The 15,692-nt window shown below is 60.3% G+C and carries 14 protein-coding genes and 3 tRNA genes; 7 read left to right on the top strand and 10 right to left on the bottom strand.

Annotation, left to right across the window (positions count from 1 at the left end; all coding sequences use genetic code 11):
- Nucleotides 1-70 precede the first annotated feature (70 nt).
- A complete protein-coding gene (locus GYM47_RS05895; RefSeq protein ID WP_153842397.1) occupies nt 71-2,164 on the top strand; it encodes a carboxy terminal-processing peptidase in 2,094 nt (697 codons plus the stop codon).
- 74 nt (nt 2,165-2,238) lie between these two features.
- On the opposite strand, the gene GYM47_RS05890 is transcribed toward GYM47_RS05895, so the two are convergent.
- The 4 genes from GYM47_RS05890 to GYM47_RS05875 form a co-directional block, all read right to left on the bottom strand.
- Nucleotides 2,239-2,619 (bottom strand): metalloregulator ArsR/SmtB family transcription factor, encoded by a 381-nt coding sequence (locus GYM47_RS05890; protein ID WP_176558203.1) that lies wholly within the window; start codon nt 2,617-2,619, stop codon nt 2,239-2,241.
- Between the two features lie 143 nt (nt 2,620-2,762).
- Nucleotides 2,763-2,838, bottom strand: a tRNA-Asn gene (locus GYM47_RS05885).
- Nucleotides 2,839-2,876: 38 nt separating this feature from the next.
- A tRNA-Asn gene (locus GYM47_RS05880) sits at nt 2,877-2,952 on the bottom strand.
- A gap of 88 nt (nt 2,953-3,040) precedes the next feature.
- Nucleotides 3,041-3,116: transfer RNA gene (locus GYM47_RS05875), tRNA-Asn, on the bottom strand.
- Nucleotides 3,117-3,304: 188 nt separating this feature from the next.
- Here GYM47_RS05875 and miaB point away from each other — a divergent pair.
- The 5 genes from miaB to lnt all read left to right on the top strand — a co-directional run bounded on the left by miaB (nt 3,305) and on the right by lnt (nt 8,785).
- A complete protein-coding gene (gene miaB / locus GYM47_RS05870) occupies nt 3,305-4,648 on the top strand; it encodes a tRNA (N6-isopentenyl adenosine(37)-C2)-methylthiotransferase MiaB (protein ID WP_139525541.1) in 1,344 nt (447 codons plus the stop codon).
- 86 nt (nt 4,649-4,734) lie between these two features.
- Complete coding sequence (locus GYM47_RS05865; protein ID WP_139525540.1) at nt 4,735-5,823, top strand: PhoH family protein; 1,089 nt, start codon at nt 4,735-4,737, stop codon at nt 5,821-5,823.
- Complete coding sequence (ybeY, locus tag GYM47_RS05860; RefSeq protein ID WP_139525539.1) at nt 5,820-6,284, top strand: rRNA maturation RNase YbeY; 465 nt, start codon at nt 5,820-5,822, stop codon at nt 6,282-6,284. The genes GYM47_RS05865 and ybeY overlap by 4 nt, the downstream gene beginning before the upstream one ends.
- A 110-nt stretch (nt 6,285-6,394) precedes the next feature.
- Complete coding sequence (locus GYM47_RS05855; protein WP_139525538.1) at nt 6,395-7,279, top strand: HlyC/CorC family transporter; 885 nt, start codon at nt 6,395-6,397, stop codon at nt 7,277-7,279.
- Between the two features lie 48 nt (nt 7,280-7,327).
- On the top strand, nt 7,328-8,785 hold the full coding sequence (gene lnt / locus GYM47_RS05850) for an apolipoprotein N-acyltransferase (RefSeq protein ID WP_153842396.1): 1,458 nt from the start codon (nt 7,328-7,330) through the stop codon (nt 8,783-8,785).
- A 90-nt stretch (nt 8,786-8,875) separates the two neighbouring features.
- Here lnt and phaC read toward each other — a convergent pair whose 3' ends face one another.
- From phaC to prmB, 5 genes are all read right to left on the bottom strand, one after another.
- Entirely contained in the window at nt 8,876-10,729 is a 1,854-nt protein-coding gene (phaC, locus tag GYM47_RS05845; protein ID WP_153842395.1) for a class I poly(R)-hydroxyalkanoic acid synthase, read from the bottom strand.
- Nucleotides 10,730-10,833: 104 nt separating this feature from the next.
- Complete coding sequence (locus GYM47_RS05840; protein ID WP_139525535.1) at nt 10,834-11,244, bottom strand: phasin family protein; 411 nt, start codon at nt 11,242-11,244, stop codon at nt 10,834-10,836.
- A 150-nt stretch (nt 11,245-11,394) separates the two neighbouring features.
- The gene (locus tag GYM47_RS05835; RefSeq protein WP_139525534.1) at nt 11,395-11,766 is read right to left on the bottom strand and encodes a hypothetical protein; all 372 of its coding nucleotides are present in this window, start codon (nt 11,764-11,766) and stop codon (nt 11,395-11,397) included.
- Between the two features lie 60 nt (nt 11,767-11,826).
- Entirely contained in the window at nt 11,827-12,918 is a 1,092-nt protein-coding gene (gene aroC, locus GYM47_RS05830) for a chorismate synthase (protein ID WP_153842394.1), read from the bottom strand.
- Between the two features lie 13 nt (nt 12,919-12,931).
- Nucleotides 12,932-13,891, bottom strand: coding sequence for a 50S ribosomal protein L3 N(5)-glutamine methyltransferase (prmB, locus tag GYM47_RS05825; protein ID WP_153842393.1), 960 nt, complete (start codon nt 13,889-13,891; stop codon nt 12,932-12,934).
- A gap of 150 nt (nt 13,892-14,041) precedes the next feature.
- On the opposite strand from prmB, the gene GYM47_RS05820 reads away from it, so the two are divergent.
- Nucleotides 14,042-14,605: a Smr/MutS family protein gene (locus GYM47_RS05820; RefSeq protein WP_153842392.1), complete on the top strand. Its 564-nt coding sequence runs from the start codon at nt 14,042-14,044 to the stop codon at nt 14,603-14,605.
- Between the two features lie 17 nt (nt 14,606-14,622).
- On the opposite strand, the gene GYM47_RS05815 is transcribed toward GYM47_RS05820, so the two are convergent.
- A complete protein-coding gene (locus GYM47_RS05815) occupies nt 14,623-15,639 on the bottom strand; it encodes a patatin-like phospholipase family protein (protein WP_176558202.1) in 1,017 nt (338 codons plus the stop codon).
- Nucleotides 15,640-15,692 lie beyond the last annotated feature (53 nt).

Below are 15,692 nucleotides of genomic sequence, written 5' to 3'. Positions count from 1 at the left end.
TACGCAACTCATAGGCTGACTGCGGGTCTAGGGAAGAATGAGTGTACACAAATCCGGGAGAGCTTGACTGATGAGCTTGTTTGCAACGCTTTCGCGCTCGGTCGCCCTTGCCGTCATGCTGGTGATCACCAGCCCGGCAGCGCTGGCGCAACTTGCGCCGACCGACGAACAACGCCAAGCGGCGGTGGAAATTGCGGAAGCCCTCCGCTATGGCCATTATGCCGATATTGATTTCGACGAACAGTGGTCACAGGAAGCTTTCCAGCGCTATCTGGACATTCTTGATGGTCAGCGCAGCTACTTACTGAACCGTGACATCGAACCCTATCGCCACCTCGAAGACGACATGGCCGACGCGCTGTTCGACGGCGACCTAGACGATGCGTTTGCGCTTTACAACCGTCTCAGCGAGCGGCACACAAACCGCTTGGAATGGCTGCTCGCCGAATTGGACGACGGTTTATCGTTGGAGTTCGATAGCAACGAACGCTTGGAAGTCGACCGCGAAGACGCTCCCTGGGCCAGCCGCGAAAGCGAGCTGGATGAGCTATGGCGCAAACGGCTGAAAAACGACGCCCTGACCCTCGCCCTCACCGACCAAGACGCAGAGCAGATCGAAGACAACCTGCGCCAACGTTATGAAGGCCAGCTTTCGCGGTTACGCCAAACGGAATCGGAAGATGTCTTTGGGCTGCTGATGGCCGCTGTCTCCGGCACCATCGACCCGCATACCGGCTACCTATCTCCTCGCCAAGGCGAATCTTTTGACATTCAAATGAGCCTCTCGCTGGAGGGCATAGGCGCGCTACTGCAATCCGACGGCGAGTACGTCAAGGTCTCTAGCCTCGTACCCGGCGGCCCCGCGGAGCGCGCAGGTGTATTAGAACCCGCCGACCGCATCATCGCCGTGGGCCAGGAAGAGGGAGAAATGGTCAACGTGGTGGGCATGCGCCTGGATAACGTCGTCGACCTGATTCGCGGCCCGAAAGGCTCCGTGGTCCGCCTGGACGTGGTGCCGGCCCAGGCGGTGGATATGACCCGCTCGCAAATCGTCGAAATCACCCGCGATACGGTGAGCCTTGAAGATCAAGCCGCCCACAGCGAAGTGATCGAAGTGATGCGTGACGGCGAGCCACACCGCATCGGCGTCATCAATGTGCCCACCTTCTACGTGGACTTCGACGCCTGGCAAGCCGGTGAAGAGGAGTACCGCAGCACCACCCGCGACGTCGCCCGAGAAATCGAGACTCTCAAAAAAGAGGGTGTGGAAGGCATCGTGCTGGACCTGCGCAATAACGGCGGTGGCGCGCTACAGGAAGCCAATTCGCTGATCGGCCTATTCATCGACCGCGGCCCCACCGTGCAGGTACGCGACGCCCAGGGCCGCATTCAGCTCTACGGCGACACCGAAGCGGGCACCGTGTACGACGGTCCACTCACCGTACTGGTGAACCGCCTTTCAGCTTCGGCCTCGGAAATCTTTGCCGGCGCCATTCAGGACTACGGCCGTGGCGTTGTAGTGGGCGCCTCCACCTTTGGCAAAGGCACCGTGCAAACCCTCAACGAGCTGAGCCATGGCCAAATCAAACTGACCCGCGCCAAGTTCTACCGTATCTCTGGCGACAGCACCCAGAACCGCGGCGTGGAGCCAGACATCACGTTTCCCAGCTTGATCGACCCCGAGCGCATTGGTGAAAGCAGCCTGGATAACGCATTGGCTTGGGACACCGTGCAAAACGTTCAGTATCGCCGCTACGGCGAGCCGGAGCGCGTACTGCCTACGCTGATTGCTCGCCACGAAGAGCGCGCCAAAGAGAATCCCAACTTCCGCTATCTGGAACGCCAGTCCACGCTGGCTCGCCAGCTGCGTGAACAGCACACCAGCGTGAGCCTAAACCGCGAGCAGCGTCAGAGAGAGCTAGAGGCCCAAGAAGCCGAGCAACTCTCTCTGGAGAACCAGCGCCGCCGCGCCCTGGGCCTGCCGGAACTGGAAGAGTGGATGGACGCGCGTAGCGACGGCACCGCCGCCACCGAAGACGCCGAGACCGAGAACGACAGCGACGACGAAGAGATGCCCGTGGACCGCGCCCACGTGCTCGAAGCCGCCGAAGTGCTCCTCGACTACGTTCATCTGCAAGAGAGCCAGCGCATGGCCAAGCGTTAACCACGCTTACCCTACACTGGAAGCGACAACGCCAGCCTTCGGGCTGGCGTTTTTTTGCATGTCATCGATGGCTGTTAACAGAGCGCCGCACGCCGCGCCGGGCGATCTCCCATGCGCGCCAAGCGTTGCGTCAGCGCTTCCAACGGCACTGCACTCCCCTGCGCACCCGATGCGATGATCGACTGCGCCCAGGCCGGCAGCTGCGGCGCCAAACGGTAGTAGACCCACTGCCCCTCCCGCTGGTCGACCAGCAAGCCACACTGTCGCAGCTGTGCCAAATGGCGCGACACCTTGGGCTGAGACTCCTCAAGCGCATAGGTCATCTCACACACACACAGCGACTGCTCGCGGGCAATCAGCAGCACCAGCATCAGCCGCGTCTCATCGCTCAAACACTTGAACACCTGCAGCGCCTGCAGGCTAGCCGCTTCTCCCACGACACCTTCCCACGCCATGAATTGGAAACATAGTGTACGCCATACGATAGGCAGGCGTTAAGAAGGGACGGACAGCTAACAAATACACATGTAAAAACACCCAAGATGCCAGTTGGCAACGGGCGATAGAATCATTCAGATAGGAAAGGTGATACGCTAAATGGCTCCCCGAGCAGGACTCGAACCTGCGACCCAATGATTAACAGTCATTTGCTCTACCAACTGAGCTATCGGGGAACGTTTACCTTATCGGTAATAATAGCAGAACAGCGATGTGGCTCCTCGAGCAGGACTCGAACCTGCGACCCAATGATTAACAGTCATTTGCTCTACCAACTGAGCTATCGAGGAACATCGTTTGCTGTTGCGTCTGAGCTGGAACCGACGACTTATCAGTGTTTGCGTAGATTGACCTAAGCCACTGTGCTGATAAGTGTTTTGGCTCCTCGAGCAGGACTCGAACCTGCGACCCAATGATTAACAGTCATTTGCTCTACCAACTGAGCTATCGAGGAACTGCTCAAACACGGTGCGTAGTATACTGATTGAATCGCGCGGGTCAAGTATCGATTATGGGGGAGTGCTAGCCCCTGGTTGGCTGTGTCCGTATAATGCAGCCATTCGACGGCAGCGCTGCACGCTGTCTCACCGTTATTTCATTCATCCCTCGTCCCCTTCGACGACCCATAGATGACAGGTACCGATGGCGAAGAAGCTCTTCATCAAAACGCACGGCTGCCAAATGAACGAGTACGACTCCTCGCGTATGGCGGACCTACTCGGCGAATCTCACCAGCTAGAACTCACCGATAACGAGAAGGAAGCAGACGTCATTCTTCTCAACACCTGCTCCATTCGTGAAAAGGCGCAGGACAAGGTGTACCACCAGCTAGGCCGCTGGAAAAAGCTCAAAGACGCCAATCCAGACCTGGTCATTGGTGTGGGCGGCTGCGTAGCCAGCCAAGAGGGTGAAGCGCTGCGCAAACGCGCCCCTTACGTGGACATGATCTTTGGCCCGCAAACGCTACACCGCGTGCCGAAGATGCTCGACGCCCGCAACAATAATCAGATTGCGGCGGTGGACGTCACTTTCCCGGAAATCGAGAAGTTCGACCACTTGCCCCAGCCCAAGTCCGATGGCGCGACGGCGTTCGTGTCGGTCATGGAAGGCTGCTCCAAGTACTGTACGTTCTGCGTGGTGCCCTACACCCGTGGCGAAGAGGTCTCGCGACCCTTCGAGGCGGTGATGGACGAAGTGATCCACCTGGCGGACCAGGGCGTGCGCGAGATCAACCTGCTGGGCCAGAACGTCAACGCCTACCGGGGGGAGAATGACGATGGCGACGAGATCGACCTGGCCGAGCTGATTGCCTGCGTGGCCGCCGTCGACGGTATCGACCGCATTCGCTTCACTACCTCGCACCCAGTGGAATTCACTGACAGCCTGGTCGACGCCTTTGCCGAGATTCCCGAGCTGGTCAGCCACCTGCACCTACCGGTGCAGTCCGGCTCCGACCGAATTCTCAGCGCCATGAAGCGCGGGCACACGGCAGAAGAGTACATCGAGAAGATGGAGCGCATCCGCGCGAACCGCCCGGATATTAGCTTCTCCTCCGACTTCATCATCGGCTTCCCCGGTGAAACGGAAGAAGATTTCGAAGCGACGATGGATCTGATTCATCGCATCGGCTTCGACCACTCGTTCAGCTTCGTCTACTCGGCGCGCCCCGGCACGCCGGCATCGGGCTTGGCCGACGACACGCCAGAAAGCGTCAAGAAGCAGCGCCTGGCCATTCTGCAGGAGCGCATCCTGCAGCAGGCGGCGCAAATCAGCCGCCGTATGGTGGGCTCTACCCAGCGCATCCTGGTCACCGGGTTCTCGCCCAAGGACCCCGGCCAGCTCTCCGGGCGCACCGAGAACAACCGAGTCGTCAATTTCCGTGCCGCCAACCCCACCGAACTGATCGGCTACTTCGTCGATGTCGAGATCACCGAAGCGCTGCCCAACTCGCTGCGTGGCGAGCTTGCTTCGGGCGAGCGTTATTGATCGCTCGCCTATCCTATGTAATTGCCCCGGCCCCGCCGGGGCAGTAAGCTGAGACTCACACACATCAACTAACGGGTTTCTTACTCTTGAGCCAGCCATCACCTCAGGCCAATCGCATCATTACCCTAAGCCTTGAACCCAATGACCCGCAGCGCCTTGCCAGCCTCTGCGGCCAGCAGGACGAGCACCTAAAGCTGATCGAGAGCCGCCTGGACGTGACGTTGCGCAACCGTGGCAACGTTTTTCAGCTGGCCGGTGCCGCGAATCGTATCAAAGCGGCTGCCAACGTGCTGGAACACCTCTACCGTGAAACCGCTGCCGACGAGCTCTCGGCGGATACCGTGCATCTATTCCTGCAGGAGTCAGGCCTGGAAGCACTGGAGGAGGAAGAGGACGGCGAAGGCGGTAGCGATGAAGTGATCATGCGCACCCCGCGTGCCATGATCAAACCCCGCGGCCTGAACCAGCAGCGCTACGTGCAGAGCATCCGCGAGCACGACATCAACTTCGGCATCGGACCAGCGGGTACCGGCAAAACGTACCTTGCCGTAGCGGCTGCCGTGGAAGCGCTCAACCAGCAAGAGGTGCGCCGCATCCTTCTGGTCCGCCCAGCGGTGGAAGCGGGCGAAAAGCTCGGCTTCCTACCGGGGGACTTGGCGCAAAAGATCGACCCGTACCTGCGCCCGCTATACGACGCGCTGTACGAAATGATCGGCTTTGAGCAGGTGGCGAAACTGATCGAGCGTCAGGTGATCGAGATTGCCCCGCTGGCTTACATGCGTGGCCGCACACTCAACAACTCGTACATCATTTTGGACGAGAGCCAGAACACCACGCCGGAGCAGATGAAGATGTTTCTGACGCGGATCGGCTTTGGCTCCACGGCGGTCATCACCGGCGACATTACCCAGGTCGACCTGCCCCGGGGGCAGCGCTCGGGGCTGTCGCAGGTGCTGGACGTGCTCAAGGATACCCCCGGCATCGGCGTGACCCACTTTGCCGCGAAGGACGTAGTGCGTCACCCGCTGGTGCAGCGCATCATCGAAGCCTACGACGAGTTCGAGTCTCAGCAGGAAGTGGCCGAGCGTGCCCGGCGTGAAGCCCGCCAGCAGGAGCGCGAAGCGCGTATGCAGGCCATGGAGCGCAACAGCAGTCCGAGAGAGAACGACCGATGAGCACTATCGTGATCGACCGGCAGGCGGCCATCGATGAGCCGCTGCTCCCTTCGCTCGAACAGCTCACCCACTGGGTGGGCTGTGTCTTTTCTCGTCATCCGGACGACGAGCGTCAAGAGTTGACCATTCGTTTCGTCGACGAAGAGGAGAGCCAGGCGCTCAACCGCGACTATCGCGGTAAAGACAAGCCCACCAACGTGCTCTCGTTTCCGTTCGAGAACCCACCTGGCATCACTCTTCCGCTGCTGGGTGACCTAATCATTTGTCACGCCGTGGTCGCCCGCGAAGCCGACGAACAGCAGAAGCCGCTGGCCCACCACTATGCACACATGGTCGTACACGGCACCCTTCACTTGATGGGCTACGATCATATCGACGACCAGGAAGCCGAAGAGATGGAGCAATTAGAGCGTGAGCTGTTGGCTTCCCTCGATATTGCTGATCCTTATCACGCGTCCTAAATCCAGCGAACGTTTAGAGTGGTGTCAACGGCCACTCAGTGATACAACGATGGCGTGTATGTACGATCACCCTAGCAACACCTTTTTTGGTAACTGAGAGATTTGACGCAATGAGCGAAGACCGATCGAGCAACCCCAATCAAAAATCATGGCTCGAGAAACTCTTTGGCGCCCTTTCCGGAGACAACGACGAACCCAGCTCACGAGACGAGCTGATGACGTTTTTACGCCACACCGCTGGCAAACTGAAGCTCGATCAAGACGCCATCATGATTATTGAGGGGGCGCTCGATATCAGCGATCAGCAGGTGCGTGAAATCTTGATCCCACGCTCTCAGGTCACGGCCATTACCCTCGATCAAACGCGGGAAGATTACCTGCCGCTAATCCAAGAAACCGGCCACTCCCGCTACCCCGTGGTGGGCGAAAATCTGGACGACGTGAAAGGTATCCTGCTTGTCAAGGATCTACTGCCCCTGCTGTCACAATCGCAAGAGAGCCGCGACGCCTTCAAGCTGGAAGACGTGCTGCGCCCAGCGATGTTCATTCCCGAATCCAAACGTCTGAATACGCTGCTCAAGGAGTTTCGCGAGACCCATAACCATATGGCGATCGTGGTGGACGAGTACGGTGGCACGGCGGGGATCATCACCATCGAAGACATTCTCGAACAGATCGTCGGGGATATCGAAGACGAGCATGATACCGATGAAGAGGACGATATCCGTACGCTGGAGAACGGCCACTTCGCCATTCGCGCCCTCACGCCCATCGAAGACTTCAACGAGCGTTTCGGCACCGAATTCTCCGACGACGAATTCGACACGGTGGGTGGACTGGTCATGCAGCAGTTCGGTCACCTTCCCGGCCGCGGCGAACACACGACGCTAGGCGGCTGGCGCTTCGTCATCTTGAACGCCGATAATCGCCGTATTCGCCTGCTCGAAGCCTACCGCGACAGCGACGCCGCTGACGACGAGCATCAGGACGACTAGATGGCCGTCCTCCCACTGTCTTTACTACCCTGCAGATAGGATATCGCCATGGGGTTCACACCCACGTTGATGCTACAGCTGCTCGCCGCTCTGGTGGCGGGCGGCTTTACCACGCTGACCGCCTCCCCCTTCGAACTCTGGTGGCTAGGCCCGGTGGCCATGGGCCTGCTGTACGTGGGCCTGCACACGCTGACTCCGCGCCAGGCGGCGCTGAAAGGCTGGCTTTATGGCGTGGCGTTATTTGCCAGCGGCACCTCTTGGGTGTACGTCTCGATTCACGATTACGGCTATACCGGGGTGCCGCTGGCGGTGTTTTTGACGGCGCTCTTCGTTGGGGTGCTGGCGCTCTTCTTTGCGGGCACGTTCTGGCTCTACCGCCGCTTCATCGGCCCCCGCTGGGCGCTGCTCACCTTTGCTGGTGCGTGGGTGCTGGGCGAGGTGCTGCGCACTTACTTGTTCACCGGCTTCCCTTGGCTGCTGGTCGGCGCGAGCTACGTGGACTCCCCACTGGCCAACTGGGCCCCAGTAGGAGGTGTCTACCTACTCTCGCTGCTGGTGGTGCTCACCGGCACGCTGGGAGCGGAACTATTGCGCCGCCAGTGGTGGGTCGCCCTGCCGCTGGCCGCCATCTGGCTGGCCCCGCTGGCACTGCCCAGCCAGTGGACCACGCCGGTCAGCGAGCCTACCCGCGTGGCGCTGCTACAGGGAAACTTGCCGCAGCTGCTGAAGTGGACCCCCGAAGGCCAGCGTACCGCGGCCAATACCTACAGCGAGCTGACGCGCGAAGTGGCGGATGAGACGGATCTGATCGTGTGGCCGGAAACGGCGTTGCCCATGATCGATAGCCAAGCACGGCCCGTGCTGGAGCGAGTGCAGTCCAACCTGCCGCCTGAAACGGCTCTCATCACCGGCATCGTGCAGTTGGATGAGAACGACCGCTACTTCAACAGCGTGATTGGCGTTGGCAACGTGGAAGGCAGCTACCAAAAAGAGCACCTGGTGCCGTTTGGTGAGTACCTGCCGCTGGAGAGCCTGCTGCGCGGCGCCATCAACTTCTTCGACTTGCCCATGTCCAGCTTTACCAAGGGCGCCTCCGAGCAGGTGCCGATGCAAGCAGCAGGAGTGGCGATCGGTAACGCCATTTGCTACGAGATCATCTACCCAGCGCTGGTCGCAAAGCGGGCGGCAGATAGCGGCGTGATCGTGACCGTCTCCAACGATACTTGGTTCGGCGCCTCCATCGGCCCGCACCAGCACCTGCAAATGGCGCGCCTGCGCGCCTTGGAGAACGGCCGTTACGTGGTACGCGCCACCAGCAACGGCATCACCGCCATCATCGACCCACGTGGCGACGTAGTGGAGCGCGCGCCGCAGTTCGAGACCACCTATCTCACCGGCGAGTTTTACGCCATGGAGGGGCTGACGCCGTTCACCCGCCTGGGCAGCCTGCCCGTTTGGTTGCTGGCGGGGCTACTGCTGCTACCGGGCCTCGTGCGTCGGCGGTAACGGTTGCGGCGCAGCGGCCATCAAAAAGCCCCCTGACACGTTCGTGGCAGGGGGCTTCGTTTTAGGCGGGCTTCTAACAGCCCTCGCCGATCAGGTGCTGCTAGGAATTTCTCCGAGCACTTCTGGAATGGTCATGCGCACGTAGCGGCCCGGCGCGGCTTCGATCACCTTCAGCTCGCCCGCACCCGGCTGGCGGGCGGGCACCATCTTTTTCGGGTCCGCATCGGCGTAGCCGTTCTCCGTCACCCACGCTTGCCAATGGGGCCACCAGGAGCCTTCGTGGAAGGTCGCGCCCTCCTGCCAGGCGTCGTGGGTCTCGGGCAGCGTGTCGTTGGTCCAGTAGCCATACTTGTTCTTATGAGGCGGGTTCACGATACCGGCAATATGCCCGGAACCGCCCAGCACGAAGGTCGTCGGGCCTTTGGGCAGCAGCGCACCGTAGTAGGTGCTGTTCCACTTGGCGATGTGATCCTCTTTGGTGGAGACGAAATAGCTGGGCGCCGAAATTTTGCGCAGGTCGATGTTGACGCCGTCCAGCTCGATGCCGCCCGGCTCCACCAAACGGTTCTCCAGGTACATATGACGCAAATACCATGCGTGAGTGCCAGCCGGCAGGTTGGTGCCGTCGGTGTTCCAGTAGAGCAGGTCGAAGGCTGCCGGAATCTCACCCTTCAGATAGTTGTTGATGTAGAACGACCAGAACAGGTCGTTCTCGCGCAACAGATTGAAGGTATAGGCCATGGATCGGCCATCCAAATAGCCCTGCACCTGCATGGTTTGCTCAATGCCCTGCACTACGCGCTCGTTCAAGAACACGCCGATATCGCCCGGGTCTCGAAAATCCTGCAGTGTGGCCATGTAGGTGACCGATTTCACCTTGCGGCCACGGCGGGTGCTGGTGAGGTAAGCCACCGTCGAGGCGGTCAGCGTGCCGCCCACGCAGTAGCTCAGCAGGTTGACCGACTTCTCTCCGCACGCCTTTTCGATGGCCTCCATGGCGCTGATCGGGCCCATCTGCATGTAATCGGCCCAGGTAATGTCACGCTGCTCGGGACCTGGGTTACGCCAGGAGATCAGAAACACCGTGTGGCCTTGGTCGACCATCCACTTTACGAGCGAGTTATCTTCACGCAGGTCGAGGATGTAATACTTGTTGATCCAGGGCGGCACGATCAATAGCGGCGTCTTGAACGTTTTTTCGGTGGTCGGCGTGTATTGAATGAGCTGGATCAGCTCGTTTTCATACACTACGGCGCCAGGCGTTACCGCGATGTTCTCGCCCACGCCAAAGGCGCTGCGGTCGGTCATGCGTACGTTGATACCCTCTGCCGAGTTGGCAAGGTCTTCACGCAGCCGTGCCAACCCGTCGACCAAATTCTGGCCTTTGGTTTCCAGGGTACGGCGCATCACTTCTGGGTTGGTCGAGACGAAGTTGGTGGGCGACATCGCGTTCACCAACTGGCGGGCGTAAAACGCCAGATTACGCTTATGAACGGGGTCCAACCCGTCGAGGTCGTTAATCAGCTCGTCGACCATCTGCGAAAACAGCAGATACTGCTGCATGATCGCCATGTAGTAGGGATCGGTGGTCCAGGCATCGTCCTTGAAGCGCCGGTCATGTTTGGGCGGGGTCACGAGCGGGGTGACCTGCTCTCCGGCCATGGCGCGCACTCCCTGCTGCCATAAAAGCCACTGGTCTTGCATCAGCCGCGACTGGGTTTGCCACAGCAAATTTGGGTTGCTCATCAGCGAGCGGGCGGCGGCTTCGAAGCTCTCGCGCATATCGCTGTAGACGGAGTCGGCGGCTTCGCTGGGCGCCATGCGTGTCAGTAAGTCGCCTAACAGAGCGTTGTACTGCTCACCAATGTCGTCGAGCTGCGCCTTCCATGCCTCCATCTCTTCTTGAGAGTAGTGTTGAGACGGCATTTTCCACCCTGACTGCATACCCCTTCCCCCTCACCTGCTGGGCGGCATCCGCCCCGGCAACGCTTTCAAGAACACGACAAACGAAGGCGGCGCCTCGATGGCGCCGCACGGCTCGTTCACGATCAGCTTTTGCGAGACGACTGGCTCGTCGCTTTGGCGGGCTGCTCGCCTTTGGCGGCGGCGCTGGCCTGTTCGGTCATTTTTTGCCCGGCTTCGCTAAACAGCTTCTCCATTTCGGATTTGAACTGCAGGCTCATCTCGCTCATCGCTCGCGCGTCTTCCTGCATTTGTTGGGAGAGCTCGTTCATCATTTCTGCTTGTTGGGTGCCGAAATCGCGCAGGCTCTCGGCGTCGCTGATCTCCGTTGCACTGCGGATGCGCTCGGTGCCCATTTGGGTATAGCGCTTCATCGCTTCGAGCTGATACTGGGTCATTTTTTCCATGTTGTTGAGCATCAGCGAGTTCATCTTGCGCATCGGCTCGAACATTTGGCGGGTCTGGGCGTTGAAGGCGTCCATCATTTTGTCTTGCATGGTGATTGCTCCTATCTCTCGTTCCTTGGCATGAGCCGGGAGTGGCTCATCACATCGCAAATTGCTGCACCGCAAAAAGAGTAATACGCGCCATGCTGCTTTGCAATATACTCCCGCCGCAGTGCTCCCCATCGATAGCGCCTAACTCGCCTACCCCTTGGCCCGAGAGCGAGAAGAGGCCGTGGCTTTCGCCTTGGTCGTTTTCTCATTGGCCGCCGACGAAGGTTCGCTATCCGTTTGGCTGGCACTACCGCTGTGGGCGCTACCGGCCTGGCGCAGCATATCCAGCATCATCTGTTGATAGGTGCCAAAATTGGCCAGCCCCTGTGAAAGCCCCTGCTGCATCATGGGTTGCTGCAAAAAGGGGCGCATCAAGCTCATGGGGTCATAGCCCTCTACCCCTGATTCCATCTGCCGTTGAATGTTGTTCAGCAAGTTCTGCTGGAACGCTTCCACATCGGGGAGTCCCAGCGACTGCCGAAACTCATCGGGCGTCAGGTCAAACTCAACGTTAATTTTCATAGGGAACTCCTTAACCGTCTTCCTTGAGTGTAGCAGCGAACTTCTCGGCGTACCTTGGCGTTATCGCTGACCCAAACGCGGTGTATCAACGCTAACGTCGGCGTTTTGGCCACGATGGCGAAGCCAGTGATCGAGCAGCGTCATGGCCATCATGGCTTCGGCGATGGGCGTTGCCCGAATGCCCACGCAGGGGTCGTGACGCCCTTTGGTGATCACCTCGACCGGCTCGCCGTATACATCGATGGAGCGTCCGGGCGTGGTAATGCTGGACGTCGGCTTCAGCGCCAGCCGCGCGACGATGGGCTGGCCGCTGGAAATGCCGCCCAGCACGCCGCCTGCGTGGTTGGAGAGAAAGCCTTCCGGCGTCATCTCGTCGCGGTGTTCGCTTCCGCGCTGGGCAACGCAGCCAAAGCCCGCGCCGATTTCGATCCCTTTTACCGCGTTGATACTCATCAAACCGTGCGCTAGATCAGCATCCAGGCGGTCGAAGACCGGCTCGCCCAGACCCACGGGCACGCCCTCGGCAATCACGGTGATTTCCGCACCCACGGAGTCCTGATCCCGGCGAAGCTGATCCATGTAGGTTTCCAGCTCAGGGACCTTATCGGGGTCGGGGCAGAAAAAGGCGTTCTGATCGACGGCGTCCCAGGTTTTGAAGTCGATCTTGATCGGTCCGAGCTGGCTCATGTAGCCACGAATCTGAATACCCTGTGCCGCCAGCACCTTCTTGGCAATGGCACCGGCCGCCACGCGCATGGCGGTTTCACGGGCACTGGAGCGGCCGCCCCCTCGGTAGTCGCGGTGGCCATACTTGTGGTGATAAGTGTAGTCCGCGTGGGCGGGGCGGAACTGGTCCTTGATCTTGGAGTAGTCCTTGGAGCGCTGGTCGGTGTTTTCGATCAGCAGGCCAATGGAGGTGCCGGTGGTCTTGCCGTCGAACACGCCGGAAAGAATGCGCACCTGATCCGGCTCTTTGCGCTGGGTGGTGTGGCGCGAGCTGCCAGGGCGACGGCGATCCAGGTCGCCTTGCAGATCCTCTTCGCTAATCGCGATACCGGGAGGGCAGCCATCGATGATGGCTCCCAACGCGGGACCGTGGCTTTCGCCAAAAGTAGTGACGGTAAACAGTTTGCCAAACGTATTGCCAGACATGGGCGTTAATTCCTCACGCAAAAGACGCCGCATGGGCGTCGAGTTCAGCGGCGCTCAGGGCGAACACGCCCTGGCCGCCACGCTCGAATTCAAGCCAGATGAACGGCACCTCGGGGAAGGCGGCCTCCACGTGGCGGTCAGAGTTGCCGACTTCGACGATCAGCCAGCCCTCTTCCGTTAAGTGTTGCCGCGCCTCGCGCAGAATGCGCCGCACGATATCCAGGCCGTCGCTGCCGGCGCCCAGCGCCAGCGACGGCTCGTGGCGGAACTCGGCGGGCATGGTGGCCAGATCGCGCTCATCGACGTAGGGCGGGTTGGAGACGATCAGGTCGAAGCGCTGGCCTTCCAGGCCGTCGAACACGTCCGATGCCACGGCGCGCACGCGGTCGCCGACATCGTGACGGGTAATATTTTGCCGCGCCACGGCCAAGGCATCCTGGCTGATATCCGCCAGCGCCACTTCACAGGTGGGCAGCACCAGCGCCGTGGCAATGCCGATACAGCCAGAGCCGGTGCATAAATCCAGCACCCGGGCGGGCGGCTCTTCGGGGAACCAGGCGGCAAAGCCATCTTCGATCAGTTCAGCCATCGGCGAGCGGGGGATCAACACGCGCTCATCGACGTTGAAGGGATAGCCAGCAAAGAAGGCTTCGCCCAGCAGATACGGCAGCGGGCGGCGCGTGGTGACGCGCTCACGAGCGAGGCGAATGATCCGCTCGCGCTCGACGGGCAGCAGCCGCGCATCCAGCACGGCGGGGTCGACGTTCCAGGGCAGATGCAGCGCACCCAGGCAGAGCGCTACCGCCTCGTCCCATGGCGACTGCGTACCGTGGCCATAGTGCAACCCCGCCAAATAGAACTCACTGGAAACCCAGCGCAAATAGTCTCTCAGCGTGAAAAGCTCGCTGATCAACGCAGATTCCGGCTGCGCTAACGTCGAGGGGAAGGACTCATCGGTGAGATGCGTGGTCACAAGGGCTCCTGGCGTCAAAAATTCGTTAGGGGGATTGTACCTTTGACGCCGCCCGGTTCACAGCAGCGCTAGGCTCGCTATACTGTCTCGCCTTAGCGTTTTTATTCATCGCCGTGTTTTTCACCACTACCTTGTTGATTCGAGCCGACCATGACGCGACACCTGCCCAACGATGACGATATCAGTGCCTTTCGCCAAGCGCTGCAGGCGGCAGGGGTGCGCCGTATTGCCACTAACCAAGCCGATCCCGGCAAGCCCAAGCGCCCGTCAGAGGCCAGCGAAGCGCGCCGCCGCGCGGCGGTGGAGAGCAACACGTTGCAAACCAGTGGGCGCACTTCCGATGGCCGGGTAGAGGCCGTGCGGCCCTCGGAGTATCTTGAGTTCAGCGTCCCCGACCTCCCCTGGCGTACCTTTAGCCAGCTCAAACGGGGCCAAACGGCATGGCAGGCGGGGTTGGATCTGCACGGCTACACCTTGGAAGAGGCGCGTTTGGAGCTGGAGAGTTTCTTGCGCGACGCCGCCGCTCAGGGGCTGCGCTGCGTGCTGGTGGTGCATGGCAAGGCGTGGGGCACCACGTCCGACTTCCCTGTGCTGAAAAGCCACACCAACGCCTGGCTGAGAGAGTGGCCCGGCGTGCTGGCGTTCTGCTCTGCCACCGATATCGATGGCGGCACCGGGGCGGTGTATATCTTGCTGCGTAAGCGTGGCCAGTAGGGTTATTTCTAACGTGTTTACTCCGCCGCATCCGAGGCGATGCTCGGCATGCGTCGCTCCAATGCCTCATCGGCCAAGTGACGGCCTAACCGAATCAACTCGTTGGCACGGTGGAATTCATAAGTGCTGCAAACCGTTTTGGGAATCTCGATCAGTACGTCGGGCGGATAGCCCGCCACTTTGTACTTCGCTAGTGCCGCCTGAGTAATATCGAACGACTCCAGAATCATATCCAGCTTGCCCCACTCACGCTTGCCACGCAGGTCCACGGTTTCGTCATCGTCGCTCTCGTCGACACCACCGCCCAAACCGCCCCACAGCCGCCGGGTGGTGGCGCGCACCTCTTCTATCCAGCCACCAATATTGGCGTCCCGATCACGCACTAGGGCGGTGCGTTCGTCATCGTGTGCCTCTTTGGGTAGCAGCTCATCCAGCGTGACGGGCTGCGGGCTGTGGGCGGTAACGTTCACCGCCACCACGAAATCCGCCTCATGGGCCGCCAGAATCGGCATCATGGGGAGCGGATTGAGCAGCCCGCCATCCACCAGCACCTGCTCACCAACGTGTACCGGCGTGATCACTCCCGGCACGGCAATCGAAGCGCGGATGGCGCGCAGTAGCGGGCCGTTTTGAAACCAGACTTCTCGCTGACGCACCAAGTCCGTCGCCACGGTGGTCACCGGAATGGGCAGGTCTTCGATCAGCCGATCGCCCACCAGCTCTTCGAGCTTGCTCATCACTTTGTTGGCGCGCATCGCGCCCATGGGGCTCCAAGTCACGTCGACCAGCTTGAGCACGTCTAGGTAATCGAGGTTACACACCCAGTCGCGATACTCCGGCAGCTTACCCGACGCGTAAATGCCGCCGATCAGCGCGCCCATGGAGCATCCGGCTATCGAAATGATCTCGAAACCTCGGGCTTCTAGCGCCTCGATCACGCCGATGTGTGCATACCCCCTTGCGCCACCGCTACCTAACACCAGAGCGACTTTATTGCCGCCCCCCAGTGCTCTCTGCGTCAATTGGCTAACCACGTTCCGACCCTCCTTGTTGGCCTAGCGACCCATGGGTGTGCGTTGGCTTTTCA

Origin of the sequence: Vreelandella piezotolerans (genome assembly GCF_012427705.1) — a bacterium.
Classification (GTDB): domain Bacteria; phylum Pseudomonadota; class Gammaproteobacteria; order Pseudomonadales; family Halomonadaceae; genus Vreelandella; species Vreelandella piezotolerans.
Note: the sequence above shows the minus strand (reverse complement) of the source record. Positions and strands in the feature narration are given on the sequence as shown.